This is a genomic window from Streptomyces sp. NPDC059166 (assembly GCF_042755185.1).
Lineage (GTDB): Bacteria > Actinomycetota > Actinomycetes > Streptomycetales > Streptomycetaceae > Streptomyces.
This window is the reverse complement of the sequence record NZ_JBHZCI010000052.1, coordinates 1-26,642: the sequence shown is the minus strand read 5'-3', so window position 1 is coordinate 26,642 and position 26,642 is coordinate 1. Positions and strand designations below refer to the sequence as shown.

19 protein-coding genes and 1 pseudogene are annotated in these 26,642 nt (G+C 68.4%); 12 read left to right on the top strand and 8 right to left on the bottom strand.

Annotation, left to right across the window (positions count from 1 at the left end; translation table 11 throughout):
* Positions 1–2: 2 nt before the first annotated feature.
* Positions 3–2,051, top strand: coding sequence for a hypothetical protein (locus ACFXOA_RS29015; RefSeq protein ID WP_385034589.1), 2,049 nt, complete (start codon positions 3–5; stop codon positions 2,049–2,051).
* A gap of 64 nt (positions 2,052–2,115) precedes the next feature.
* On the top strand, positions 2,116–2,742 hold the full coding sequence (locus ACFXOA_RS29010; protein ID WP_385034587.1) for a TetR/AcrR family transcriptional regulator: 627 nt from the start codon (positions 2,116–2,118) through the stop codon (positions 2,740–2,742).
* Positions 2,743–2,765: 23 nt separating this feature from the next.
* Here ACFXOA_RS29010 and ACFXOA_RS29005 read toward each other — a convergent pair whose 3' ends face one another.
* Genes ACFXOA_RS29005 through ACFXOA_RS28985 form a run of 5 tightly spaced genes read right to left on the bottom strand, consistent with a single transcriptional unit; the run spans position 2,766 to position 12,121 of the window.
* Positions 2,766–5,213: a glycoside hydrolase family 2 TIM barrel-domain containing protein gene (locus ACFXOA_RS29005; protein WP_385034585.1), complete on the bottom strand. Its 2,448-nt coding sequence runs from the start codon at positions 5,211–5,213 to the stop codon at positions 2,766–2,768.
* A gap of 34 nt (positions 5,214–5,247) precedes the next feature.
* Positions 5,248–7,521, bottom strand: a complete 2,274-nt coding sequence (locus ACFXOA_RS29000) for a family 78 glycoside hydrolase catalytic domain (protein ID WP_385034583.1) — start codon at positions 7,519–7,521, stop codon at positions 5,248–5,250.
* 47 nt (positions 7,522–7,568) lie between these two features.
* Positions 7,569–8,822, bottom strand: coding sequence for a serine hydrolase domain-containing protein (locus tag ACFXOA_RS28995; RefSeq protein ID WP_385034581.1), 1,254 nt, complete (start codon positions 8,820–8,822; stop codon positions 7,569–7,571).
* Positions 8,819–9,832: an alpha/beta hydrolase fold domain-containing protein gene (locus ACFXOA_RS28990; RefSeq protein WP_385034579.1), complete on the bottom strand. Its 1,014-nt coding sequence runs from the start codon at positions 9,830–9,832 to the stop codon at positions 8,819–8,821. The genes ACFXOA_RS28995 and ACFXOA_RS28990 overlap by 4 nt, the downstream gene beginning before the upstream one ends.
* 51 nt (positions 9,833–9,883) lie before the next feature.
* Positions 9,884–12,121 (bottom strand): glycoside hydrolase family 3 C-terminal domain-containing protein, encoded by a 2,238-nt coding sequence (locus ACFXOA_RS28985; protein ID WP_385034578.1) that lies wholly within the window; start codon positions 12,119–12,121, stop codon positions 9,884–9,886.
* 421 nt (positions 12,122–12,542) lie between these two features.
* Here ACFXOA_RS28985 and ACFXOA_RS28980 point away from each other — a divergent pair, with 421 nt between their 5' ends.
* Both ACFXOA_RS28980 and ACFXOA_RS28975 read left to right on the top strand, forming a co-directional pair.
* Entirely contained in the window at positions 12,543–14,264 is a 1,722-nt protein-coding gene (locus ACFXOA_RS28980; RefSeq protein WP_385034576.1) for an AMP-dependent synthetase/ligase, read from the top strand.
* 357 nt (positions 14,265–14,621) lie between these two features.
* Positions 14,622–16,049: an MFS transporter gene (locus ACFXOA_RS28975; RefSeq protein ID WP_385034574.1), complete on the top strand. Its 1,428-nt coding sequence runs from the start codon at positions 14,622–14,624 to the stop codon at positions 16,047–16,049.
* 53 nt (positions 16,050–16,102) lie between these two features.
* On the opposite strand, the gene ACFXOA_RS28970 is transcribed toward ACFXOA_RS28975, so the two are convergent.
* Positions 16,103–16,789 (bottom strand): SDR family NAD(P)-dependent oxidoreductase, encoded by a 687-nt coding sequence (locus ACFXOA_RS28970; protein WP_362555814.1) that lies wholly within the window; start codon positions 16,787–16,789, stop codon positions 16,103–16,105.
* A gap of 50 nt (positions 16,790–16,839) precedes the next feature.
* On the bottom strand, positions 16,840–18,552 hold the full coding sequence (locus ACFXOA_RS28965; protein ID WP_385034572.1) for an IlvD/Edd family dehydratase: 1,713 nt from the start codon (positions 18,550–18,552) through the stop codon (positions 16,840–16,842).
* Between the two features lie 49 nt (positions 18,553–18,601).
* Between ACFXOA_RS28965 and ACFXOA_RS28960 the strand changes: the two genes are divergently transcribed.
* The 4 genes from ACFXOA_RS28960 to ACFXOA_RS28945 are packed head-to-tail and all read left to right on the top strand — an operon-like array spanning position 18,602 to position 22,268.
* The gene (locus ACFXOA_RS28960) at positions 18,602–19,447 is read left to right on the top strand and encodes an IclR family transcriptional regulator (protein WP_385034569.1); all 846 of its coding nucleotides are present in this window, start codon (positions 18,602–18,604) and stop codon (positions 19,445–19,447) included.
* Positions 19,444–20,343: an SMP-30/gluconolactonase/LRE family protein gene (locus tag ACFXOA_RS28955; RefSeq protein WP_385034567.1), complete on the top strand. Its 900-nt coding sequence runs from the start codon at positions 19,444–19,446 to the stop codon at positions 20,341–20,343. Before ACFXOA_RS28960 ends, ACFXOA_RS28955 begins: the two co-directional genes overlap by 4 nt.
* A 33-nt stretch (positions 20,344–20,376) precedes the next feature.
* Positions 20,377–21,237, top strand: coding sequence for a fumarylacetoacetate hydrolase family protein (locus ACFXOA_RS28950; RefSeq protein ID WP_385034565.1), 861 nt, complete (start codon positions 20,377–20,379; stop codon positions 21,235–21,237).
* 8 nt (positions 21,238–21,245) lie between these two features.
* Entirely contained in the window at positions 21,246–22,268 is a 1,023-nt protein-coding gene (locus ACFXOA_RS28945) for a zinc-binding dehydrogenase (RefSeq protein WP_385034564.1), read from the top strand.
* A 20-nt stretch (positions 22,269–22,288) separates the two neighbouring features.
* On the opposite strand, the gene ACFXOA_RS28940 is transcribed toward ACFXOA_RS28945, so the two are convergent.
* The gene (locus ACFXOA_RS28940) at positions 22,289–23,296 is read right to left on the bottom strand and encodes a LacI family DNA-binding transcriptional regulator (protein ID WP_362555802.1); all 1,008 of its coding nucleotides are present in this window, start codon (positions 23,294–23,296) and stop codon (positions 22,289–22,291) included.
* Between the two features lie 371 nt (positions 23,297–23,667).
* Here ACFXOA_RS28940 and ACFXOA_RS28935 point away from each other — a divergent pair, with 371 nt between their 5' ends.
* From ACFXOA_RS28935 to ACFXOA_RS28920, 4 genes and pseudogenes are all read left to right on the top strand, one after another.
* The gene (locus ACFXOA_RS28935; RefSeq protein ID WP_385034562.1) at positions 23,668–23,952 is read left to right on the top strand and encodes a hypothetical protein; all 285 of its coding nucleotides are present in this window, start codon (positions 23,668–23,670) and stop codon (positions 23,950–23,952) included.
* A 498-nt stretch (positions 23,953–24,450) separates the two neighbouring features.
* A complete protein-coding gene (locus tag ACFXOA_RS28930; RefSeq protein WP_385034560.1) occupies positions 24,451–25,248 on the top strand; it encodes an SGNH/GDSL hydrolase family protein in 798 nt (265 codons plus the stop codon).
* A 275-nt stretch (positions 25,249–25,523) separates the two neighbouring features.
* Positions 25,524–25,828 (top strand): annotated as a pseudogene (locus tag ACFXOA_RS28925) (hypothetical protein); the annotation flags it as partial.
* Between the two features lie 65 nt (positions 25,829–25,893).
* Positions 25,894–26,642 (top strand): hypothetical protein (locus tag ACFXOA_RS28920; RefSeq protein ID WP_385034558.1); only part of this gene is annotated, 749 nt, incomplete at its 3' end.

The following is a 26,642-nucleotide window of genomic DNA, read 5'->3' as shown; positions in this document are numbered from 1 at the left end:
CCATGTCGACATCCCTACGTCGCCGAACGGCGAAGCGCGCTGGTCTCATCAGTCTGCCTCTGCTGCTCGTCGCGGTCGCAGCCACTCCCACCCAGGCGTCGCCGACGTCTACGCCACCGTCCGGAACGGCAAGAACCGGCACGACACCGCAAGCACCGCCGTGGGAGACCGTCCGGCTCCAGAAGATCAAGCTCCCGGCAACGGTGAAGAACGCGGCCGCGCCCGCATACAGCAAGGACGGCAAGCATCTGCTGTTCTTCGGCAACATCAAGGCGGACCCCGCGCAGAACCCGGACCCGGACCGCGGGCCGCTGCACCTGTGGGTGGTGGGCACCAACGGCAAGGGAGCACGGTGCCTTTCCTGCGGCACCGAGGAACCGCTGGTCGGCGAGGCGGAGCAGCCGGGCCTGATCGCACCGTTTCCTGACGGCAAACGGGTCTTCTACGGACCGTACGGCGACCCGCGGGTCCTGCACTGCGCGCCCAGCGTGCTGAACTGCAAGACCGCCACCACGTACAAGATCGACACCTCGGGAACCGTACCCGCGGGCGGTGTGATCCCGCCCGGCGGCGCGGTCACAACGCCCTCGTTCGACACAGGCGGGGCGACCTCGCCGAAGCTCTCCCCCGACGGCAAGTACGTCGCCTGGTCCGACTTCCGCACGGACAGCCTGCTGTCGATGATGATCGGCAAGCTGGAGTTCACGGGCGACAAGTACCAGGTCACCGACGCGCGGACGCTCAACCCGGCCGGACCCGCGTCTCCCACCGACCCCGATCCGCGCCCCTGGTCGGACAGCACCGCCCTCTTCGAGCTCAAGTCGTTCGCCGACAACGGGCGTTCGATGGTGTACGTCCAGGTCGGCGGCACCGCGTCCGGCAACCCCGATCTGTGGAAGGTCGATCTCAAGACCGGCAAGCGCACCCGTCTGACCGCCTATCCGGAATGGGAGGAGGACATGGCCATGTCGCCGGACGGGAGGTCGATGTACGTCGGGATCGACTCGCAGCGCCGGCACTACTTCGACTGGGCGGGCCTGATGCCCTTCCGCGGCTTCCTCGACGCGGCCTGGGTGGGGGCCACCGCGATCACAGAGGTCTCCTCGTCCGAGCTGCGCTCGTGCATCCCGTTCGCCTCCGCGCTGCTGCCCGCCGACGGCGACCGCGGCGGCAAGCTCGTCGGACAGGTCGTGGCCCCCTACGACGGCGGCGACATCCGTGAGACCTCGCAGCTGCACGGCTGGCCCATCTGGAGCCCGGACAGCACCTCGGTGGCACTGAGCACGCAGAGCCTCACCACGCTGACACCCGCCTCCCACCTGCTCGTCGCCCACTTCGACCGAGCACCGAGCAGGCCCCAGCCGGTCGCAAGCTCCGCTCCCGGCGACTGGGCTCCGGCGCCGCAGGACTACCACGGAGCACTCGGCGCCGCCACGACCATCACCCTCAAGGGCCTGGCGTCGGGCACGGTGACGGTGACCTATCCGGGCCAGCTCAGTGGCCCCGCGCCGACCGAACCACGGGCCACCTACAGCGACTACTCCGACGACGGCAAGTCCTTCGTCAACGGCACCCAGGTGATCCGGCGCAGCGGCACGACGGTCCGCCTGCTCAACGATCTGACGCTCCACGGCGAGCACACGGGTTCACTCAAGGGCGACATAACAATGGACCTGAAGAGCCGGCCGTTCACGGTCACCGGATCCCAGACGGCGAAGTACGACGGCACCACCGTCACCGGGCCCGAGCCGGCCGACGAACGCTGCGAGAGCATCCGCGAGAAGCTGCCGCGTCCCACAGAACTGGACGTGCGGACGCGGCGCTCCGGCGGGAGTGTCGTCGTCGAGGTCACCTCCGCCTACGACGGTGCCGGCGCCGACCAGCAGGACGTCGACCGCAGGCCTGTGCGCGGAGCGACCGTCACCGTCGGCGGAGACCGGGCCACGACCGATCGCCACGGGAAGGCCGTCCTCCACCCGCGCGGCACACGGCTGACCGTGCACGTGAACGCGGGAGCGTCGTTCCTGTCGACTGACGTCCCTCTCCACTGACGCCTCCGGCCCGTTCCGCCTGCGGGCGGAACGGGCCGCTTCACACACTCCGTAGAATTGCCCAGTGCCCGAACACCCGAGTACCAGTCTCAGCGGTCGCCGCTTCGAGGAAGGCCACCTTCTCGACGCCGCACGTGCCGTCTTCCACGCCGAGGGGTACTCCGCCGCCCAGGTGGCGGACATCGCCCGGCGCGCCGGGACGACCAAGCCGACCCTCTACGCCCGGCTCGGGAACAAGGAGCAGATCTACCTCCTCGTCGTCCAGAGAGAAGCCGAGGTGTTCAACGGCTGGATCGCCGACGCCTACGAGCAGGGCATCGGTCGTCGCCTCTCCGAACTGGCCCGGATCGGAATGGACCCGCTCTTCCGCTTCGCCGCCGAGAGGGTCGAGGGCTTCGACCTGCTCTTCCGGGGCGAGAAGACCGGTGACCAGCAGGGGGCGCTGCGCAGGGAGGTCGTCAGTGGTGTCACCGAGCAGCTCACGAACCTCATCAAGCTGCGCCAGAAAAGCTTCGGACCGGAGCTCGGTGCAGCGGCCGACGCCCTGGCCGCGGCCTGCGTCGGTGTCGCTCTCCAGGTGTGCGAACACACCATCGACCACAGCGGCGACCTGGAGACGGCCCGCCAGGTCGCCGAGCGCTTCGTGGGGAACGCCTTCCACAATCTCGACTTCGAAGCGCTCCCCCGATGAGCCGGCCCGGTGGCTGCTGTCCGTCAGCCGCCGGCTCGCGCATCCTCGTCGTCCCGCACCACCACCGTGACCATCGCCGGCTGGCAGTCCTGCGCCGAGGCGACGACTCGGATCTCACCAGGGCCGGTGGGGCGCAGGATCGCGAGGGCACGGCCCTCGTAGGTCTGGTGGTCGGGCCCGTCGAAGCGTTCCTCGGTGGAGGGACGCGCGCTTCCGAAGCCCGCGAGGACACCGTCTCCGGTGACCTCCAGACGTACTGGGCGGTCTGATGCCGGATGGCATGTGCCGTCCTCGTCGGTCAGGGTGAGCGAGACGAAGGCGAGGTCACCTCCGGTGACCGCGATCACGCTCCGGTCCGCCTCCGTCCGAAGACGGCGCACGCCTTCGGCCGTACGCACCGCGTACCGGCCGGTCTCCACACCTCCGGTGTAGGCGATCGCCAGCAGCTCCCCCTTCTCGAAGCAGACATCGAAGTCGGCGCGGAAGTTCTTCAACGGCTGACGACCTTGTCGGCGGCCGTTGAGGAGCACCTCGACCTCGTCGCCCGCCCCGTAGACCTCCACGGTGACCGTCGAGCCCTCGGTGTCCGGCCAGGTCCAGGACGAGATGCTGTCGCTCCAGGCCCAGGGCGTACCGGCGAACGGCTTGTCCCTGTGTTCCGGCCGCCGGACAGCTATGTACGGGTCACTCCGCAGCCCGAACACGATCTCGCGGTAGTAGGAGGCCGGGCGGCGGTGCCCCGTGATGTCGAGATCGCCGCAGTCGGCGGTCAGATGTGGGTACGGCGCGACGAGTTCCGGCTGCGGAGTGCCGGGCGTGACGTACTGCGGGCGGCCGATGCCGACTTCACCGAGGTAGTCCCAGCCGGTCCAGGTGAAGTCGCCGATGACGTGACTGTGCTTCTGGACGAGGCGCCAGATGCGGTCGATGTGGGTGGGGAACGTCTCGGTGCCGAGGATGATGCGACCGGGGAAAAGCCTGCGGTCGATGTCGTAGCGGGCTTCGGCGTAGTTCATGCCGGCGACGTCGAGGACGGCGAAGGACTCCGCGGTCTTGTGGGTGACCAGGTCGGAGGTGGCAAGGGCTTCCAGACGGGCGGCGGGGTCCGCCATGAAGGTGTTGATGCCCGTCCCGCCTTCGTCGGTCCGCCCGGCCTCCTCCTTCTCTCTCATGGCGGCGAGATCGGCCATCACGGCGAGGGCCGTGTTGACGCCGTTGGTGACGTAGCGGGTCGGGTCGAGGGCTCGGACCTTCTCCGCGAGGCGGCGCCCCCACACGGCACCGGAGGGTGATCCTGTCTCGGGAATCTCGTTTCCGATCGAGTACAGGATGACGCTGGGATGGTTGTAGTCCTTGGCCACCATCGCCTCGAGGTCGCGTTCCCACCATTCGGCGAAGTGCAGGCTGTAGTCGAAGGCGGACTTCCCGGAGGTCCACATGTCGAAGGTCTCGTCGACGACGAGCATGCCGATCCGATCGCAGGCCTCCAACATGGCGCGGCTCATGGGCTGGTGGGACATCCGGACGGCGTTGAAGCCGGCGTCCTTGAGCAGTTCGATGCGGCGTTCCTCAGCGCGCGCGTAGGTGGCCGCACCGAGGACTCCGTTGTCGTGGTGCACACAGGCGCCGCGCAGCTTCACCGGGTCGTCGTTGATGCGCAGTCCGTGGTCGGGGTCGAGTCGGAGGGTGCGGATGCCGAAGGTGACGGTCTCGGCGTCCAACTCGTCCTCGAGGGTGACGGTCGCGGTGTGAAGAGCCGGCCGGTCCGGACTCCACCGGGCGGGTTCACGAACGTACAGACGTTGCCGCGCAGTCGCGCACTGCCCGGGTTCGACGGTGACCGGAGCGGCACCCTGCGCGACGACGCGCCCCTCGGGGTCGGTCACCTCCACGGCGAGCCGTACGGTGCGCAGGACGCGCTCGTCGCTCTCCACCCGGACGGCGACCTCGACGACCGCCCGCTTCTTGTCGACCTCCAGAGTGGTGACGCGAATGCCCTCGGGGGCGATCCGCACGGGGCCGCCCGTGAGCAGCCATGTGTCCCGGTAGATACCGGCGCCGGTGTACCAGCGCGAGTCCTGATGGGTGCGGGCCTCGACGCGGATCTCGTTTTCGGCTCCGTAGCGCAGGTACGGGGTGATATCGGCACGGAACTGCGTGTAACCGTAAGGGCATTGCGTCACGTAGGCACCGTTGACGTACACCATGGCATCGCGGTAGACACCCTCGAACTCGACGAGGAGGCGTTTGCCCTCGTCCTCGGTGGCTACCTGGAACTTCTTGCGGTACTCGTAGGCGCCACCGCGGAAGTAGGCACCGGCCGCTTCCTCGGACGCGTCACGACCACGGTCCAGCATGGCGTCGTGCGGCACGGTCACCGCTCGGTGGCGGGTGGTGCGACCGGCCACCTCAGCGAACTGGTTCACCTTCGGCCGGAACTCCCAGCCCGCGTTGAAAGAGGTGCGTTTCATTGGTTCTTATGTCCTTCCGGGTTTGCCACGCGGCTCAGCTGATCGTCCGTACCTGCGGGGAAGGGCAGACCGTGGTACGGAAGCTGTGAGTCCCGCCGGTCACCGTGCGGCGGGAGCCGTCGGCCAGCACCACGTCCGCCTCGATCCCCTCCGGAACGCGGACGTCGACATGGATCGCCCCGTCGTTGCCCTCCTCGCGCCGCCATCCGCACTCGACGCGTCCGCGAGGCGTGTCGAGTGCACCCCGTGCCCAGTCGAGGCCGGGGCCAGGGGTCGGCTGGAGCAGGAGTCGGGTGTATCCGGGCTCGGCAGGGCGGATACCGGCGACCGTCTTGTAGAGCCAGTCGACGACCGCGCCGAGGGCGTAGTGATTGAAGCTCGTCATCTCACCAGCATTGACCGTTCCGTCGGGCAGCATCGAGTCCCACCGCTCCCAGATGGTGGTGGCGCCCAGCGTCACGGTGTGCAGCCAGGACGGCCCCTCCTCCTGGAGAAGCAGGCGGTACGCGTCGTCGATGTGCCCGGTGTCGGCCAGTGCCCAGGTGAGGAAGGGAGTCCCCGCGAAGCCGGTCGCGACTCGGTGCCCGGCCTCAGCGACGAGGACAGCGAGTCGGTCGCCGGCCGCCTGCCGCTGGTCTCCTTCGAGCAGACCGAAATGGATCGCCAGGGCGTATACGGTCTGCGCGTCGGAGAGGATCGTGCCGTCGTCGTGTACGTAGTGCTTGAGGAACGCCTCGCGGGTGCGGTCGGCCAGGTCCCGCCAGCGCCGGGCTTCCTCCGGCCTGCCCAACTCGCCCGCGGCATCGGCGGCGAAGGACGCGCTGCGGTACAGGCAGGCGGTCGCGACGACGCCGCCGTCAGCCTTCGACTCCCACGGCCGGTCGGCGGGGGCCGTGGGATCGAGCCAGTCTCCGAACTGGAACCCCTCGTCCCACAGACCCGAGGGCGAGATGCGGGCCTCGACCGACTCGAGGTGCCGAACCATGGCCGGGTAGTGCGCTGCGAGACGGTCCTGGTCGCCGTAGGCCCACCACAGAGCCTCGGGCACCCACACGGCGGCGTCGCCCCAGATCGCGGTCGGGACGAGCATGTGGGCGGCCTTGGCACGTGCCTCGCTCGGGATGAACTTCAGCACGTTGGGCACCACGAACGGGACGTGTCCGCCGTACTCGGTCTCCGCAGCGAGGTCGAGCAGCCAGCCGTGCAGGACGTCCGCGCAGTCGAACTGGTAGCAGGCGGTGGCGGCGTAGGCCGCGATGTCGCCGGTCCAGCCCAGGCGCTCGTCACGCTGTGGACAGTCGGTGGGCAGGTCGAGGAAGTTGCCCTTCTGCCCCCACAGCGAGTTCTCGACAAGCCGGTTGACCAGCGGATTCGAGCACTCGAAGGTGCCCGTGCGCAGCATGTCGGAGTGGACCACCACGGCTTCGAGGGTGTCGGGGGTGAGCGGACCCGGGTGGCCGGCTATCTCGGCGTAGCGGAAGCCGTGAAAGGTGAGGGTGGGTTCGAAGACATCGTCGCCCCCGGACAGCACGAACGTGTCGGTGGCCCGGGCTCCGCGCAGCGGCCGTGTGGCCAGTTCACCGTGTTCGAGGACTTCGGCGTGGCGGACGGTGATCTCCGTGCCGGCCGGACCCGACGCGCGCAGCCGGACCCAGCCGACCAGGTTCTGGCCGAAGTCCACGAGGGTCTTCCCGCCGGCCGAGGTCCAGATCCGTTCCGGACGCACCGTCTCGTGCCGTCGGATGGCGGGCTTGACCTGGGGGACCAGGACCGAGCGGTCGAACGCGACCGTGGTGACGTCCAGATGGGGACCCTTCGCCGCTCCGGCGACGATGCGTACACCGTCGTAGAGGCTGTTCTCGACGACGGACGACAGTCGGGCGTTCCAGTGCGGGCCCGTCGTCAGCAGTTGGGCGCCGCCGTCCCGGTACGTCACCTGCAGTTCGCCGATGAAGCCGAGGGCGGAGTCGTAGTCCAGCTTCAGGCCGGTGAAACCGAGCCCCCCGCGCCACCAGCCGTTTCCGAGAAGGACCTCGACTTCTACGGTGTCGGTGCGGTCGGTGAGGAGCGCGGTGACGTCGTACTCCTGCACCTGCAGGCGCCACTCGTACGCACTCCAGCCGGGCGCGAGAACGTCCTCGCTCACAGCACGGCCGTTGACGCGCACCTCGTACACACCGTGGGCCGTGGAACGCAGAACAGCCCTCGCCACCTCCGCCGCTGGTTGATCGAGCGTGAGCGTCGCGCCGAGTACGACGGCCGCGCCGCGCTCAGCGTCGGCGGTGATCATGGTGGCGTGTTCCAGCACGGTGGTGGTCCTTCTCCTGGGGTGCGGTGGTGGGTTGCCGGGCGCGGTTACTGCGGGGCGTCCGTCGGCAGGTCGCTGAGCACTTCGCTCAGCGCGGCAACGACGCGTGGCACGTTGCTTGCGACTTCCATGCGGTTGGTGAGATAGCCGAAGCCGACCTGGTGCTGTGGGTCCGCGAACCCGGCCTGGCCGCCGGCTCCGTCGTGGCCGAACGAGTCCTTGGTGAGCAGCGGCAGCGCATCGGAGAACAGCTGTACTCCGGCGCCCCATCGGTGGAAGGGGCCGGCGTTGTTCGCGTCGAAGGCTCCGGGGCCGCCGCTCCGCTCCCGCGTGAGGAGTGCGACACCGCGGTCCGACAGCAGGCGCTGCTGCCCGTCGGTCGGTGTGATCGCCGATGACCAGACGCGGGCGAGTGCCGCCGCCGTACCAATGCCGGTGGCGCTGACCAGGCCTGCTTTCTGTACGCGGGGGTCGTTGAGGCCTCCGTCCTCGGTGACGTAGCCCAGTGGGAAGGCGCCCCCCGTGGTGAAGAAGCGCAGCGCGCCGGCGTCGCCCGCAAACATCTCCGCCATCTTGGCGCCCATGACGTCGTGCTCCGGCGAGGTGCGCAGATGGGTGACGCGGGCGATCTCGGCATCCGTCGCCTGCAAGGTGATATCGGCGGGCGACTCGGTGCCGGTCATCTCCCGGAAGACCGCCGGGAGATCGAGGCCGGTCGCCCGCAGGACGGTCTCCCGGACCAACGGGCCCCATGTGACACCGTGGTAGAGGTGTGCTTCGCCCGGGATCCAGCGAGGCTTCTGCGCGGCCAGCCGAGCCGCGAAAGCCCGGCCGTCCAGAACCTCGTCCAGCGTGATGTCCTCGTCCGGCGAGTACAGGCCCGCCCGGTGTGCGAGCAGGTCTCCGACGGTCAGGGCCTGCTTGTCATGCACGCCGAACTCCGGCCAGCACTCCGCGACCGGCGTCTCCAGATCGATGCGGCCCTGCTCGACCAGCCATGCCACGGTGAGCGACGCGAGGCCCTTGGTGGAGGAAAAGAGAACACTCGGCGTCCGCTCGTCCCACGCCCGCCCGTCCCGGGCGTCCGCGACTCCCCGCCATACGTTGACCACCTCGACGCCGCGATGCCGGATCGCCAGTGCCGCGCCGGACGACTCCGGATCGGCCACGGTGTCCGCGAACGCCTCGACCACAGGCCGGAAGGACTCAACGAAACGGCCTCCCAGATCGGACGGGAGCTCTGCGTCGGATCGCGGTGCGCGGTCTTCCCACCCCGCGGCTGCCGTGTCGGAACTGCTCACTGGTCTTCCCTTCGCCAGGGGGTAGTTGTGTCGTGGTGCATGGTGGACGTCACTGCTTCAGCCCTGAGCAGGCGAGCTGCCATCCGGTCGAGCGTGGTGTGCGCGGCGTCGAGGCCGACGATGTTGAGATGGCCGTGCAGGACGCCGACCGAAAGCACCTGCTCGACGTCGACGCCCGCGGCACGGAGCTGCTCGGTGAAGAGTTCGCCGCTGCTGCGCAGGCTGTCGAACTCGTCGTTGTCGATGTAGGTCGGCGGAAAGCCGGTCAGGTCCTCGGCATGCCCCGGAAACACGTACACCGACGCCGACTCGATCGGGTCACCGCCCAGCATGAGACCGGACACCATGTCCAACTGCTCGTTGACCATGAGCAACGGGCCCGGTACCTGCGTCAGAGCGGCGGCCAGTTCGTCCGACGGGGCGGGGATGGGCGCATGGACCAGCGGATACAGCAACAGCGCCTGCCAGGGGGTTTCGCCCTCGTCCCGCAGGCGCAGCGCGGCGCCCGCCGCGAGGTTACCGCCTGCGCTCGCGCCCCCGACAGCGATGCGGTCCGGATCGATGCCGAGGTCACCGGCGTTGTCGCGCACCCAGCGATAGGCGGCGACGACGTCATCGTGGGGTGCGGGGAAGTGCACCTGGTCACTGCACAGGCGGTAGTCGACGGAGACCACGACCGCGTCGGCCCGCCCGGTGATACCCCGAGCGGTCTCATGCGCCTCCGGCATGTCCAGGTCACCGCCGACCCAGGCACCACCGTGCAACCAGACCAGGCACGGGCGTGGGGCGGGCGCCGGACCGCTCGGGCGGTAGACACGCACCGGGATCTCCGGGCCTGGGCCCGGGATCGTACGGTCCTTGACGTCGAGGTCCCAGGACTCGACACGGCCGAGCGGCGCGCCGAGCGCCTCGTAGTCGGCGATGCTGCGGCTGTCTGCCGGCTTCCCGTTGAGTTCCGCGACACGGCGACCGATCTCCGGGTCGTATTCATGGCAGGGGAACGTGGTCATCTACGCCTCCAACGGCGACACGAAGCTTGGGGATGCGGTGGTGCGACGTACTCATCCGGTGGCGCCGCCCTCTGTTTCCGCGGCGGCGACAAGCATCCTGATGGCATCCATGTCGAGCCCGAGGGTGGGGCCGTTGAACTTGACGAGCGGGATCTGGATGGCCGCGGCCAAGGACATCGGGTCAACTTCGTCCGGGTGGACGGCGCCGGGGCGTTCGGCGAGTCGCTCGCGCAGAAGCTTGCCGCCGACGGGGTGGTCCAGCCACTCCCCCAGGGAGGACTGCTCGGTGAGCCGCTCGGCGCGGCCGTCGCCCGGTGTGTACAGCTCGGCGCGCAGTCGGATATCGCGCGAGGAAGCACCGACCTCGACCGAGAAGGCCCCTGGATCGACACGCCAGTCGCCCAGTTGGGGCGAGTACCGTGCCAGGTCCCGGCCGGAAAGGGAGAGCTCTACCTGTCCAGAGCTTCCGGGAGCCAGCGCCAGTTTGGCGAAGCCTCGCAACTCGTGACGCGGTCGAGTGGGGTGCCGCTCGTCAAAGGCGACATAGAGCTGAACGACCTCCTCACCGAACCGAGTGCCTGTGTTGGCGACGGTGGCACGAACCGTCCACGCGTTGGCGCCGGTCTCTTCGACGACGAGGTCGCTGTAGGCGAAGGTGGTGTAGCTCAGCCCGTGCCCGAAGGGGTAGGCGACCGGCACGTCCAGGGTGTCGTAGTGCCGGTAGCCGACATAGCGGCCCTCGCCGTGCACCGTGTGCCCGTCCTGACCGGGGAAGTACAGGTAGGACGGCACGTCCTGGAGGCGCAGCGGAATGGACTCCGTCAGCTTGCCCGACGGACTGTGAGCACCGAACACGAGGTCGGCAACGGCCGAACCTCCTGCCTGACCACCGAGCCAGGTCTCCAGTACGGCCGCGGCATCGTCCTGCCACTCGCTCACCGACACGGTCGATCCGTTCGACAGCACGACGGCGACCTGCGAGCAGGCGGCAGCCACTGCGTGTACCACCTCGACCTGCTGGGAGGGGAGCTGAATGTGCGTGCGGTCCTGCCCCTCGGTCTCCGCGGCGTCCGGCAGGCCGAGGAAGAGCAGGACGATGTCGGCGTCGGCCGCAAGGGTCACTGCCTCCTCCACCAGCGCAGGAGCGTCGGCACCGTCAAGGAGGAACCCGGGCGCAAAAGTAAGGTCCAGTTCCGGTCCCGCTGCCTCCCGCAGCGCCTCCCAAGCGGTGTCGAGGCGCGTGGGCACGACTCGGGAACTTCCCTGCCCCTGATAGCGCGGGATACGGGCGAACTCGCCGATGACGGCCACCTTGAGGCGCGCGGAGGGGTCGATCGGCAGCAGGCCGCCGTTGTTCTTGAGCAGCACTGCTCCCGCCCGCGCGGCCTCGCGGGCCAGCTCGTGATGGGCGTTCACGTCCCATTGGTCGAGGTGCGGGGCCCGGTCGACCCGTTCCTGGAGCTTCAGCAGACGTCCGGCCGCCATGGCCACGGCCTCCCGGTCGAGGTGCCCGCCCTCGACGGCTGCCGTGATCTGGTCGTCGGTGCCGTTCGGCGGCATCTGGAGGTCGAGTCCCGCCGACAGGGAGGCGACCCGGTCGTTGACGGCCCCCCAGTCGGACATCACCAGTCCGTCGAAGCCCCACTCCTCGCGCAGCACCTGGGTGAGCAGCCAGGGGTTCTCACTGGCGTACACGCCGTTGACACGGTTGTAGGAACTCATCACGGCGTACGGCTTCGCCTCGCGCACAATGTGCTCGAACGCGGGCAGGTACAGCTCGCGCAGGGTGCGTTCGTCGACGTCGGCACTGACCCGCATCCGGTCGGTCTCCTGGTTGTTGACGGCGAAGTGCTTCAGGCACGCACCGACGCCCAGAGACTGGATCCCGTCGACGACAGCAGCCCCCATGACGCCGCTGACGTGCGGATCCTCCGAGAAGTACTCGAAGTTGCGCCCGCACAGCGGACTGCGCTTGATGTTGACACCCGGACCGAGAACCACGTCGACCTTGAGCGCGCACGCTTCCCGGGCCACCGCGGCGCCGATCCCGCGGACCAGATCAGGATCCCAGGTGGAGCCCATGGTGACCGCGGGCGGATAGCAGGTCGCCGGGATGCTGGGCGCGAACACGCTGCCGTTCTCAGCGGTACGCCGAAGCCCGTGAGGTCCGTCCGAGACGTTGAGGGAACGCGCGATGTCGCGTACGGGGGCGGTGGACCAGGCCGTGCCGCCCGAGGTGAGGGACGCCTGTTCGGCGATGCTGAGGTTCGCGAGCTGTTCGGAAGTCATGTCGATCCTGTTCGGTGCGGCACTGAAGGGGTTTTCTCGGCCGACGTCACGGCCACCTCGCCGCCGGCGACTCAATGACCTGTCGGGGCGGCGCTATCCCACCGCCAGACTTGAAACGATTCAGACAGACAGCAAAGAGCTGACTCGACGAGCGGATCACACGGAACCTCTCAGGGCCGACCGCATCACCCCGACACCCAGTTCGGCGCAAATGCGAGCCACGCAAAGAGGAGTTGAGTGATGACCGTCACAACTGATACGAACAAGTGAAACGTATGAGTAACGTAACGGCCATACAAGCACCGCACAAGAGCTCCGAGCCCGGCAATCTCCCGCGCCCGCGCTCAATGCCACCGACGGCTGACCGTGAACCGTCTACATGCTGACGCCCCGCGCATCTCTCCCTCATCCGGAGGCCTCGTTGACTTCTCTGCCCCTGACGCTCGACCAGCGCCCGCCGACCGTCGCGCATCTCTTCTTCGACCGCGTTCGGGCGACCCCGGACACCCCCGCGTACCGCTTCCCCACCGCTGATGAAGCAGAGTGGGGTGAGCTGAGCTGGGCTGACGCCGCGGAGCGCGTCACGGCGCTCGCCGCGGGACTGCTGTCACTCGGCGTCGATCCTTCCGAGCGTGTCGCCATCGCGTCGAGCACTCGGATCGAGTGGATCCTGGCCGATCTGGCCGTCATGTGCGCGGGCATGACCACCACGACGGTCTACCCCAGCACGGATGCGGACGAGACGGCCTTCATCCTGGCCGACTCGTCGAGCCGAATCCTGTTCGCCGATGACGCCACACAGGTCAGAAAGGTCCTCGCGGAGCAGGATCGGCTACCCGATCTGACGACCGTGATCACGTTCGACGCGACGGAGGAGATCCCGTCCGACCGCTTCACGATCCTGCCCCTGTCCGAACTAGAACAACGCGGCACCGCTCACCTACGCGACCAGCCGGACGTCGTACGGAAGTCGGTCGACAGCCTCGACTCGGACCAGATCGCCACGTTGATCTATACCTCTGGAACGACCGGACGCCCCAAGGGAGTGCGCCTCTCCCACGACTGCTGGTCCTATCAGAGCGCGGCCCCTGTGATCACGGGGCTGCTACGCCCCGACGACGTCCACTATCTCTGGCTCCCGCTCTCCCACGTCTTCGGCAAGACCCTCATCTGCGGGCAGATCGCAACCGGCCATGTGATGGCTGTCGACGGTCGCGTCGACAAGGTCATCGAGAATCTACAAACGGTCCGGCCGACAGTGATGGCGGCCGTTCCGCGCATCTTCGAGAAGATCTACGCAGCCATCGTCTCCCAGACCGCCCGGAGTGCCGAAGCCCCCGCCCCCCAGCTGGTCCGCGCGGCCTTCGGCGGGCGGCTGCGGATCGCGGTCTCCGGCAGCGCGGCGCTCGACCCCGGGATCACCTCCTTCTTCGTCGATGCCGGTGTGCCGGTGCTGGAGGGCTACGGGCTCACCGAGACCGCAGCCGGCTCGACGGTCAACCGACCGGACGCCGTGCGCGTAGGAACCGTCGGCACCCCGTACCCGGGCACCGAGATACGTGTCGCCGACGACGGCGAGATCCTGCTGCGCGGGCCGAGCGTGATGCGCGGCTATCACCGCCTGCCGAAGCAGACCGCCGAAGTCCTCGACGCCGACGGCTGGTTCCGGACCGGCGATATCGGCACACTCGACTCCGACGGATATCTGCGTATCACTGACCGGAAGAAAGACCTGTTCAAGACCTCCGGAGGGAAGTACGTCGCCCCGAGCGAGGTCGAAGGGCGGTTCAAAGCCCTTTGCCCCTTCATCAGTAACGTGATCGTCATCGGTGACCGGCGCAACTACTGCACGGCCCTGATCGCCCTCGACGCCTCCGTGCTACTGCCCTGGGCGGCCGGCCACGGCATCCCAGGCGACTACGCACAGATCGTCAACGCCCCCGCCACGTACCAGCTCATCGACAGTTACGTGCGGACGCTCAACGAGCGGCTCCAACGCTGGCAGACCATCAAGAAGTTCACACTGCTGTCGCGCGACCTCGACGTGGAGCACGGCGAACTGACCCCGAGCCTGAAGGTCAAACGCGCCCTTGTCGCCCGTGCCTACGAGGACGACATCGCCGCCATGTACGACCGCCCTTGAGTAAGTCACATCCGCACCCGAGCACAGTCGCTCCGAGCGACCCCTTGTCCGCACGACCATCTCCGGCTACGTTGCTCACACGTTTCACTTTTACGTTTCAGTAGTGGGTGTGAGCGGCCTGCAAATGCCACTCACCCTCTGCCAGAACCGCGTCCGACCTGGAACGAGCGGTGAAAACTGTCGGCTTGCCCCGCCGGGCTGTGAAGCCGGCCTGCCACGCACCGACGTAGCCATGGACACCGGTCCTCCGGGGTCATCGACACGGGTCGGCCCCCAGCTGACTCGTGCCGGGCCCCGGCACGCCCCTCCTGCCGGCCATCCGTCGCCCCTTCAGCACACCTCAGCGGAGTCCACTCCATGACCGCAGTACAACCGGCCCCGTCCCACGTCTCCGAACCCTCGGCGCCCGGAACGTCGATGATCTATCTCGGCGGACCACCACTGCGCCGCTACCTCATCGTGTACATCCTGGCTATGGCCGCGATCACCGCGGTGAACGGAGGTATCGGAGGCATTCTGCTGCCGCTCCAGGTCCAGGACATCGAGTTCGCCCACTGGTTCACCGGGACGGACGCGAGCGCGAATCTGCAGCACCTGACCGACCTCAAGGCCGCCATCGAGGCGGGAACCACGACGGCCACGGCGCACCAGCAGCACCAGCTCGACCTGCTCGACTCCTACGAAGCGGCGCGGGCCAGTCACTTGTCGATCGTCACCGGAGTGGGCGCGATCGCCATGATGATCGTTCAGCCCGTCGTCGGCTTGCTGTCGGACCGTACCCGCTCCCGATGGGGCCGTCGCGCCCCGTGGATCGCCGCCGGAGCGGTGCTCGGCGCCGCGCTGATGCTCGCGGTGCGCTACTCGGCCGGAATCGGCCTTCTCATCGCCTTCTGGGCGCTCGTCCAACTCATGATGAACGCGGCCCAGGGCTCACTGAACACGACCGTTCCCGACCGGATTCCGGAGAACAAGCTCGGTACCGCGTCCGCGCTCTCCGGCATCGGGACCCTGCTGGGAGTGCTCGTGGGCGCCGTGTCTGCCGGTGCCCTGTTCGACTCGATGGGCCTGGACACCTACTACCCGTTCGCCCTGGCTCTCGCCGTGACGGGTCTGCTGTTCGTGCTGGTCGCCAGGGATCGTTCCTCGACCGACCTCCAGGTGCCCGAAGCCAACTGGACGGACCTGCTGAAGTCGTATCTCATCCCGCTGCGGTCGTCCGACTTCCGCTGGGTGTGGTTCGCAGGCCTGATGGTGATGCTGAGCTACGGAGCATCCAACGCCTTCAACCTCTACATGCTCCAGAGCTACATCCGTCCTGCCCTGAGCACGGCGGAGGCCACCCGTCTCATCCCGCTCATGACGATCGCCATCATTCCCGGCACGGTCATCTCCATGCTCGTTACCGGCAGGTGGTCCGACCGGATGGGACGACGCAAGCCCTTCGTGATCGGCGCCTCGGCTCTGTTCGCCGTTTCCATGGCCGTACCTCTGGCCTGGCCGACCCTGCCCGCCATGTTCGTGCAGAACATCCTTGGCGGCCTGGGCGCGGGGTGCTACCTGGCCGTGGACCGGGCCCTGCTGATCGAGGTGCTGCCCGACCGAGAGGCAGCCGGCCGCGACCTCGGTGTCGGCGCCACGGGCATCAATCTCGGCCAGGCGGTCGGTCCCGTTGTCGCGGGCCAACTGGTTGTGCTCACCGGCGGATACGGCAGTGTCTGGGTACTCTCGCTGATCGCGGCCCTCATCGGTGCCGCCGCCATCCTCCGGGTGCGCAACGTCAGGTGACGAGTGCAGGGACCGGCCCCGCCCGCGGTGCCGGTCCCGCCCGCACTCAGACGTCAGTAGGTCGCCCTGCCACCACTGATGTCGTAGACCGCACCGGTGGAGAAACTCACGCGGTCCGACGCGAGGAAGGCGACGAGTTCGGCCACTTCCTCGGGGCGACCGATGCGCCTCATCGGGATGAGCCCGGTGATGTGGTCCAGGACGTCGGGGGCGGTGGAGTCGTTCATGGGGGTCGCGATGACGGCAGGCGTGATGACGTTCACGAGGACTCCGCTGGTGGCGAGTTCCTTACCCGCGGACTTGGTCAGGGCGATCACAGCGGCCTTGGACGCCGAGTAGACCGACAGGTTGGGGTTGCCGTCCTTCCCGGCCATGCTGGCGAAGTTGACGACGCGGCCCCAGCCGCGCTCCCGCATTCCGGGCACGAAGGCCCGCATGGCGTTGACGGTCCCGAGGACATTGACGTCGAGGACCTGTCGCCATTGTTCAGGCGTGGTCTGCAGAAGCGGTGCGTTCGGTCCGACTATGCCGGCCGAGTTCACCAGGATGTCCAAGGGTCCTATCTCGGCGGCCAGGCGACTCAGTTCCGCCGCGTCCGTCACATCGGCCGCCACGTCCGCACCGGCCAGATCGAGCGTGGTCACCTTGACGCCGTCGCCGCGTAGCCTTTCGGCCGCGGCCGCGCCCAGACCGCTGGCACCTCCGGTGATCAGGGCTGTCCTGGGAGGGGTGGTCGTCATGTCTCTCCTCGTATGCAATCGCGGAAAGGTAAGGGCGTGGGGTCGGCGGTTCAGTGGGATTCGCGGCTGACCTCGGAGCCGCTGGAGCCGATGAGGAAGTCGAGATCCGCACCGGTGTGGGCTTGCTGGACGTGGTCGACGTAAAGGCGCTCCCAGCCCCGCCTGGGCTGGGCGAAGCCGTCGAGAGTCGCCTGGTTCGGAGCGCGGCGGGCGAGTTCGTCAGCGGGTACGTCCATCTCGATCCGGCGGGCCTCGACGTCGAGGCTGACGATGTCCCCGGTACGTACGAGGGCGAGCGGTCCGCCCGCTGCCGCCTCGGGTGCCACGTGGAGCACCACCGTGCCGTAGGCGGTTCCGCTCATGCGGCCGTCGCAGATCCGGACCATGTCGCGTACCCCCTGCTCCAACAGCTTTTTCGGCAGAGGCATGTTGGAGACCTCGGGCATGCCTGGATATCCCTTGGGTCCACAGCCGCGCAGGACGAGCACCGAGTCCGCGTCGACGTCCAGATCCGCGTCGTCGATGCGGGAGTGGAAGTCCTCGATGGAGTCGAAGACGACGGCTCGGCCGCGGTGCCGGAGGAGGTGCGGGGAGGCGGCGGCGGGTTTGATGAGGGCGCCGTCGGGGGCGAGGTTGCCGCGGAGCACGGCGATGCCGCCTTCCGCGACGAGCGGCTCCTTGCGCGGGCGGATGACGTCGGCGTCCCAGACGGCGGCGGCGTCGAGGTGCTCGACGAGCGGCCTGCCGCTGACGGTGAGCGCGTCCGGGTCGAGGAGATCCCGCACTTCGCGCAGGACCGCGAGCAGACCGCCGGCCCGGTGGAAGTCCTCCATGAGGAACCAGCCGGCCGGCTGGAGGTCCACCAGGACAGGAACGCGCGAGCCGATGCGGTCGAAGTCGTCGAGGGTGAGGTCGATGCCGAGGCGTCCGGCGATCGCGAGAAGGTGGACGACGGCATTGGTGGAACCGCCGACAGCGGCGAGCGCGACGATCGCGTTGTGGAAAGACGCCTTGGTCAGGAAGGTGCCGGGGCGACGGTCGACGCCGACCATCTCGACGGCGAGGCGGCCGGTCTGGTGGGCGGCCTGCAGAAGTCGGCTGTCGGGCGCGGGAGTTCCGGCAACGCCCGGCACGACCGTGCCGAGGGCCTCGGCGACCAGGGCCATGGTGGAGGCGGTGCCCATGGTGTTGCAGTGGCCACGGCTGCGGATCATCGCCGACTCGGAGCTGGTGAAGTCCTCCTGACTGAGCGTGCCGCCGCGGACCTCCTCGGACAGCTTCCATACATCGGTGCCGCAGCCGAGCGGCTTGCCGCGGAAGGAGCCGTTCAGCATCGGTCCGCCGGGGACGACGACCGCGGGCAGGTCGACCGATGCGGCGGCCATCAGCAGCGACGGGATCGTCTTGTCGCAGCCGCCCAACAGCACGACACCGTCGAGGGGGTTGGCCCGCAGCATCTCCTCCGTGGCCATCGCCGCCATGTTCCGCCACAGCATCGCGGTGGGCCGCACGTTCGTCTCGCCCAGCGACACGACGGGCAGATCGAGTGGGATGCCACCGGCCTCGTACACGCCGTTGCGTACCGAGGCCGCCACCTCGTTCAGGTGGGCGTTGCAAGGGGTCAAGTCGGAGGCGGTGTTGGCGATGGCGATCTGCGGGCGGCCGGTGAAGGCGTCGTCCGGCACACCGCGGCGCATCCAGGCCCGGTGGATGTAGGCGTTGCGATCCTGGCCCGCGTACCACTGCGCGCTGCGAAGCTTCACCCGTACCCCTTTCCAATAATCGGTACATCGGTCTAACGTTTGGAACGCTATGGACAATACGCAGACGTTCGACGGATCGAAAGCCCCCGGACCCAAGAGGTCCGAGTCCGCCGTGGATGGACCAACCGCAGCTCAGAGCACGGGGCCTGTCGGCTCCGACCGGGTACTCGCCGTACTCAAAGAGCTCGCACGTCATCCGGACGGCGTGGGCTTGGAAGAGCTGACACGGGTGATCGCCAGCCCCAAACCGACCGTGCATCGCGCGCTGCAGTCGCTGCGCCGGGCAGGTCTGGCCCAGCAGGACGCGCGCGGGCACTACCTGCTCGGCGACGAGTTCCTACGCATGGCCTTCGCTCACCACGAAGCCCGTCCCGACCACGTACGTGTACGCCCTTCCCTGGAGGCTCTTGCCGAGCGGTTCGGCGAGACCGTGCACTACGCGGTGCTCGACGGCCACGAGGTCGTCTACCGCGCCAAGGTCGACCCGCCCACCGGAGCCGTGCGTCTGACCTCCACGGTCGGTGGCCGCAACCCCGCGCACGCCACGGGGGTCGGAAAGCTGCTCCTCGCCCACGAGTTGCGCACCGTAGGGGACGTCGAGACATGGATCGGCGACGGACCGCTGGAGCGGCGGACTGGGCGGACTCGCCACACCGCCGCGGAACTGCACGAGGAGTTCGAGGCCGTCCGGAAACGCGGCTATGCCCTGGACGACCAGGAGAACGAGCCGGGTGTCAACTGCCTGGCCCTCCCCGTGTACGCGAACTCGGCGACGACTCCGTCCGGCGCGGTGAGCGTCAGCGCGCTGACCTACCGCACGCCACTGAGCACCCTGATCGAGGCGTACGACGAAATTCGTTTCCTGCTGGATCCGTTGGGAGCACCACTCCAGTGACCGTACGACGACTGGCTGCCGCGAGCGTCGAAGCCTTCCAACTCGCCGAAGGGCCGGTCTGGGACACAGTCCGGCAGCGCCTGCTCTGGGTCGACATCCTCGCCGGGTACGTCCTCGAAGGTTCCGTCGACGACACCACCGGCCGCATCACGGTCACTCGGCGTCACTCCTTCGACTCGATGGTCGGAGCGGTCGCCGTCTCCGACGACGGCACGCTGCTCATCGCCGCTCAGGAGCACCTGGTGGTTCTCGGCATCGACGGCACTCGCCGCGTCGGTCCTCGGATCGTGCCGCCCGGCGTCCGGCGCCGCCTCAACGACGGATCGACCGACCCGTCCGGCCGGTTCCTCGTCGGCACCCTCAGCCTCGACGGCCCGTCCCAGCGGGAGACGCTGGTCCGCCTGGAGCCCGATGGCAGGCTCACCGTGCTCGACATGGACCTGGCACTGTCGAACGGCCTGGCCTGGTCCACCGACGGACACACGCTCTACAGCGTCGACACCCTCCAACACACCGTCTGCGTACGCGACTACACCCACGACGACGCCGAACGCCGCGTCCACCTGCGCATCGAGGACGGCCACCCAGACGGCATCGCGCTGGACGCGGAAGAACACCTCTGGGTCGCGGTGTGGGGCGCGGGCGAAATCCGCCGCTACTCCCCCACCGGTGCCCTCACCTCACGCTTGGCCGTCCCTGCACCGCACACCTCGTCGGTGGCGTTTGCCGGCTCCGACCTGCGCACCCTCGTCATCACCACCGCAAGCGTGGACCTCACGGATGCCCAGCGGGGTCAGTACCCCGATTCGGGACGTCTGTTCACCGCCCGTATGGACGTTCCCGGCGCGCCCGTACCCTCGTGGTCGGCCCCCGCCGATCGCACCCTCCCCTGCTGACCTCCTCCCCCTCATACCCTGGAGACTGAGCTCGTGTATCTGATGCGCATCGGCACCGTCGGCGCCGAGAAGCCCGTCGCCCGCCTCGACGACGACACGTACGTCGACCTCTCCGACATCGTCACGGACTTCGACGAGTCGTTCTTCGGTTCGGGCGGTCTCGACCGCGTCCGTCCCGTCGTGGCCGAGCGCGCGGCGGCGGGGCAAGTATCCCGCTTCTCCGGAGAACGCGTCGGGGCTCCCATCGCCCGCCCGCACCAGATCCTGTGCATCGGCCTCAACTACCGCGACCACGCGACGGAATCCGGCATGGCAGTGCCGGACGAGCCGATCCTGTTCACGAAGTCGCCGAACACCCTGGTCGGCCCCGACGACGACGTGCGCATCCCGCGCGGTTCCACCAAGCCGGACTGGGAGGTGGAGCTCGGCATCGTCATCGGCAGCCGGACCAGCTATCTGGATTCGGTGGAGGAGGCTCGCGACGCCATCGCCGGGTACGTCGTCGTCAACGACATCAGCGAGCGCGCCTTCCAGTTGGAGCGTGGCGGCCAGTGGGCCAAGGGCAAGTCCGCGGAAACCTTCAACCCTGCCGGGCCGTGGCTCGCAACCACCGACGAGATCGACGACGTCCTCGCCCTCGACATGTGGCTCGACGTCAACGGGGTGCGCCGCCAGACAGGCAACACCAAGACGATGATCTTCGACCCCTACTTCATCGTGCACTACCTGAGCCAGTTCCTCGTCCTCGAGCCGGGCGACCTCATCAACACCGGCACCCCGCCCGGAGTCGGAATGGGATTCAACCCGCCCGTGTGGCTGCGCCCCGGCGATGTGATGGAGCTCGGCATCAGCGGTCTGGGAAGCCAGCGCCAGCACGTCCTCGGGCCTAGGTGAGGGGAGTCGTGCGCGCATTCATCCTCACAGGCCCCGGTACGTACGAGGTGCAGGAGCTGCCCGATCCGGCCGCCGCCCCCGGCGAGGTCGTCGTCGACATCGAACGGGTCGGAGTGTGCGGCACCGACATGGAGTTCTTCACCGGCGAGATGGCCTACCTGCACCAGGGCCACGCGTCCTTCCCGATGCGCCTCGGCCATGAGTGGTCCGGTCGCGTTCGCACGGTCGGGGCCGGCGTCGGCCAGGAGTGGCTGGGCCGCCGGGTCACAGGCGACACCATGATCGGCTGCGGCGAGTGCCGGCGCTGCCTGCGGGGACGCGGGCATGTGTGCGAGACGCGCCGCGAGGTGGGTGTCCGGGACGGTCAGCCCGGCGCGCTGGCCGAGCAACTCGCCGTTCCCGCCTCCTCGCTGCACCCGCTGCCGGACTCCGTCGACGCCACGCTCGGCGCGCTGGTGGAGCCGGGCGGCAACGCTCTGCGCGCGGCGCGTGCCGCGACGCCGGACCGGAATGAACGGATCCTGGTCCTCGGGCCTGGAACGATCGGGCTTCTGGTCGCGATGTTCGCGCAGGCCAGAGGAGCCGAAGTGCACCTCATGGGCAAGACCCGGGCTTCTCTCGACTTCGCCGGCGTTCTCGGATTCGACCAGCTCTGGCTGGAGGACAGCCTCCCGAACCTACCGTTCGACGCGGTCGTCGACGCCTCTAACGCGGCGCACCTGCCCGGCCTCGCGCTGGAGTTGGTGGAGCCCGGCGGCAGGGTCGTCTGCATCGGCCTCGCCGGTGAGCCGAGCCGCATCGACACCCGTACGCTCGCGCTCAAGGACGTCACGGCCGTGGGGCTCCTCTCGGCGTCCCCGGCTCTCGACGCGACCATCAGGGCGTACGCGGACGGCTCGGTGGATCCCAGGCCGCTGGTGGCGGCGACCGTGAGCCTGGAACGGGCCGGAGACGTGCTCGCCGGGAGCCGCCCACTCGGCGCTGGAGCGGGCCCCAAAATCCACGTGGATCCCCGACTCATCGGGAACTGAGGGGGCGCGAAGGACCGAGCTCAGGCCGATTGCCGGACAACCACGGTGGCCAGCTCACCCCGCGGCTGTCCGGATGCCTCCGGTGGGTCCTGGCGCCGCAGGACGGCCTGAGCCAGTCCCCCGGCCACGCCGCCGATGTGCTGATCGACAGTGGTGAGGGGCGGTTCGGCGAACTGGGCGACCGGAATATCGTCCACCCCGATGACGGCGAGGTCACGTGGGGCTTCCATGCCCGCCGCCCGCATGCCGGCCAGCAATGCGAAGGCCACCTCGTCATTGAAGGCACATACCGCGGTGACGCCGTCAGTTCGCCACTGCTGAGCGATGTCCGTGGCAAGGTCCCTGTCGGAGCCGATTTCGCGCACCACGGGTGAATCAATGCCCAGCTCCCGGCAAGCCTGGCTGACCCCCTGGAGGCGCAACTCGCAGAAATCGGCCAGCCGTGGGTCGACCGGCGCCGCATACCCGATGTGCCGGTGTCCGGTGGCAGCCAGGTGGCGTACCTGCACTTCTCCGACGCGGTGCTGCGAGTGCGCCAGGGTGTCGTGCACGGCGTCCTCGGGGTCACGCCGCCATGCATTGATCACCTGGATACCGGCCGCCTCCATCCGCTTGCGCCGGTCGGCCTGGACCGGAGCCAGCATGACGACGGCCCGCGGCGCGAGGTCCGCCCACAGCGAATCGTTCGCGCCGCCGTCCTCGATGCGGGTGACCACACTCAAGCCCTGCTGACGCAGAATCCGAGTGAGCTGCTCAACCAGTTCGATCGCGGTATGCCCGAGCGGCATGTCCGCGAAAAGCAGCAGAACGATATCGCTCTGCCCTTTCCTCAACGCACGAGCCGCGGCGGATGGTGTGTAACCAAGCTTCGCGACTGCAGCGTGGATCCGCTCCTGAGTCTCGGCAGCGATCTTCTGGTGCTGCACGTCATTGAGTACGTAGCTGACTGTGGTCTGTGAGACACCCGCCTCCCGAGCCACGTCTGCAGCCGTGACACGTCGCTGCCGAGCCACCGAGCCTCCCCGCATCCGCTCTGAAGATCCGCTCCAGCGGAGCCACTGAATCGTAACAGTGGATTCCCGCAGGCCAGATGTACACGCCTTGAGATGAGACCACCGGACGCCGGTCGGGAAGCTGGGCACGGACGCAGGGCATGCCGCCCCACACTGTCCGCACTGCGCAGCTGAGCCGACAGATCTACCCGAGTCCGCTCTGAAGGCAAGGGCTCAGTGGCTGCACGAGCACGGTCTCAAGGCAGCCTGGCGCATGCTAGTGGGCCGCGCCCTGACGACAGTGATCAGCGCCGATCGTCTGCGGCCGCCGGCGAACTGACTGGCCGCAGGGGGGCCGGCCGCTGCGGGGTTCCTGCTCCGCTCGGCCCGCGGCCGCCGGCCCACACGTGTTCGAGCGTCTGCGGGAGCTGGGCGCGTCAGTCGAGGACGTACGGTCGGGTGCAGTCAGCGCGGCTCCCTGCCACAGCACCCTCACCCTCGCAACCAAGAGCGGCATACTGACCGGGATCACCGTCGGCGACGTCCTGGAGCCGTTCGAGACCCAGGCGGCGGTCCTCAAGCGGATGACGCTCGACGGCCCGCCCGCCAGGACGCTGGAAGGCCTGCCCCAGCGCTTGAAGTACGTGCGCAGGAGCGGGAACCGGTTCGCGGTGAACGCGACGTCGCCCTAACCGGTCCGAGGTGGCCGCGGCCGACACGTTTCATGACCTCTGGACCGCCCTCGGCAACCCGCATCCCGGCGATACGACAGGCACCTCGTTCCGCTCGCAGACCAGCTCGGCCTTTCGCCACCCGGCGCAGGAGGACCGGCATGCCGCTCTGGCTGGCCGATGGCTTCCGCACGTCTCCGCAGAGGTGGCTGGCGGGCACTTGAGCTGTTCCGGTGGACGCGGGCGATCAGGTGGAGCCGGACAACAACCTGGCCGCTGTGGAGGTTGGACACGCCTGTCGCAGACTACGTCTGGCTTCCCATCCGGTTCGAGGTCCATATGCCGGTATCGACCGGCACGACGAGCGGGGGATCGAGGACTACCGCCGAGATTCCGCGATCAATCACGCACAACACCTTGACCTCAAGTAAAGGTCGCCCTAGTTTACTCGGCGTTAACCTCCGTCGCCGAGACCGCCTGAACGGATCGCCGGCGACCTCCCCCCTCCCGGAGGCATCAATGACAAGCCTGTTCCTTCGTTCCCTCGCCGCCTCGCTCCCTCTGCTGGCCGCCGTCGGCCTGCTCTCCGCCCCCGCCCACGCAGCAACTCCCGGCTACGACTCCACCACCCAGTACGTAGCCATGGGTGATTCCTTCTCCGCCGGTGTCGGCGCACCCGGCGGCGACACCGGCTGCGGTCGAACCGCGCAGGGTTACCCCGCCCTGTGGGCCAATGCCCACGGCATCACCAGCTTCACCGACGTCACCTGCGGCGGCGCCGTGACCGATGACGTACTCGCCAACCAGATCTCCGGCCTCAACGCTCAGACCGACGTCGTCACCATCACCATCGGAGGCAACGACGCCGCCTGGGGCGAACAGGTCACCACCTGCATGTCCGGAGACAGCGCCTGCACCACCTCCATCAACAAGGCCATCGCCGACATGCCTGCCATCACCGCCAAGCTCGACACCACCTACGCCGCCATCCACCAGGCCGCACCCAACGCCACCGTCTACGTCCTCGGCTATCCCCTCCTCTTCGAAGAGACCGCCAGCTGCTCGGTTCTCATCGCCCCCAACCAGTTCCAGCGCAAGGAAATCAACCGCTTCGGCAAGGCCCTCAACCAGGGCATTGCCAACAGCGTCTCCAAGGCCGGCTTCAAGTACGTCGACGCCCAGCCCTCCTTCGCCGGCCACGCCGTCTGCTCCAACCAGTCGTGGTTCCACGCGATCGCCGACCTTCCCCCGCTCCACCCCACCGTCGACGGCTACAAGCTCGGCTACCTGCCCGCCCTGACCTCCGTCACCGGCTGATCCTCCCTCAGCGGGGGAGCTCGACAGGATCGAGCTCCCCCGCGACGTGGTTCCAGACCCCTCACGAGACCCGGCCGGTCCCCTTCCCCAGTTCGGTGGGCTCCCAGGTCGAGAAAGTGGCGCGCAATCTGCACGACCTCGATGCCCGTACCGGTGAGCTCGGCCGTCCGGAACGCACCAACGCTGCCTTGCACACGTTCCTCACGAGTTGCCGCGGCTAAGACGGTTTCCTACGTGGGGTCGGCTCGCTGGCCCAGTTAAAGGGCGGGGTGCGAGCGGTTCGCGGCAACCTGACACTCCTGCAGGCAACTGCCATCTCCGACCGATGGGGAACCGCCCAGTACGGACGCTCACCGGGCTCCTCGCAGCACCGGCAACCACCACCGCGGCGCTCGCGCCCTTCGCAGGCGCAGCCCTCGCCGCGCCCCTCGGTGGCTACGGACCACTCTTCGATCCCCCGGCCGGGCTTCCCCTCATCGCAGTCCCATATGCGGCATGGCAACTTCTGTCGAGCGATCGAAACCTCGCTGACAAAGGAACCCGCACGGCCCTGCCCTCGGACCGCCCACGAGCGGAATAAGCAGGGCTTTCGTTCGATTGGCCTTCTTGCAGAGATCGTAGGAGGGGGCGCTGGGGGCCGAGTTGATGATGTTCCGGCAGGACGCGGACGGACGGGATGTCGAGCTGGCCGGCTCGACCGTGGCGCTGGAGGTGGAGCTGCAGCGGCGGGTCGAGACCGGCCTGGAGCAGATGCTGGGTGTCCGTTTCCTGGCATCGGAGTATCCGACTGGCCCCTGGCACCGGGGGCGGATCGACACCCTGGGGCTCGATGAGAACGGCAGCCCGGTGGTGATCGAGTTCAAGAAGGGCTCGGACAGCGGAGTGATGTCCCAGGCTGTCTCCTACCTGTCCTGGCTGGAGTCGGCGCACCACGAGTTCGAGGCGCTCGTGCGGAAGGTGCTGGGGGCGGAGGTGGCCGAGTCCGTCGACTGGCGTCGTCCGCGGATGATCTGCATCGCAGCGGGCTTCTCGCACCACGACCGGGTGGCGGTGCAGAGGTTGCCCGAGCGGATCGACCTGGTGCGCTACCGGATCTTCGACGGTGGCCTGCTGGGGCTGCTGCTCGTGGACTCCGCGACCGGCTTCCCGAGCGCTGCCTCGTCTCGCCGGGGCCGGGAGCGGGCACCCGTGGCGGACAGCGTGCCGACGGCTTCGGCGGTCTCTCGGCCTGCGGGTGGAGGAGCGGTGCCGGAGTGCCTGCGGGACCTGTACGCGGAACTTGAGGAGGCGCTTACGGCATGGGGCGAGGTGGAGGTGGCGTCCCTGCGGCACTACATCGCCTACCGGCGGTTGGTGAACGTGGCGTCGGTGATCTTCCGTCCGAAGCACGAGGC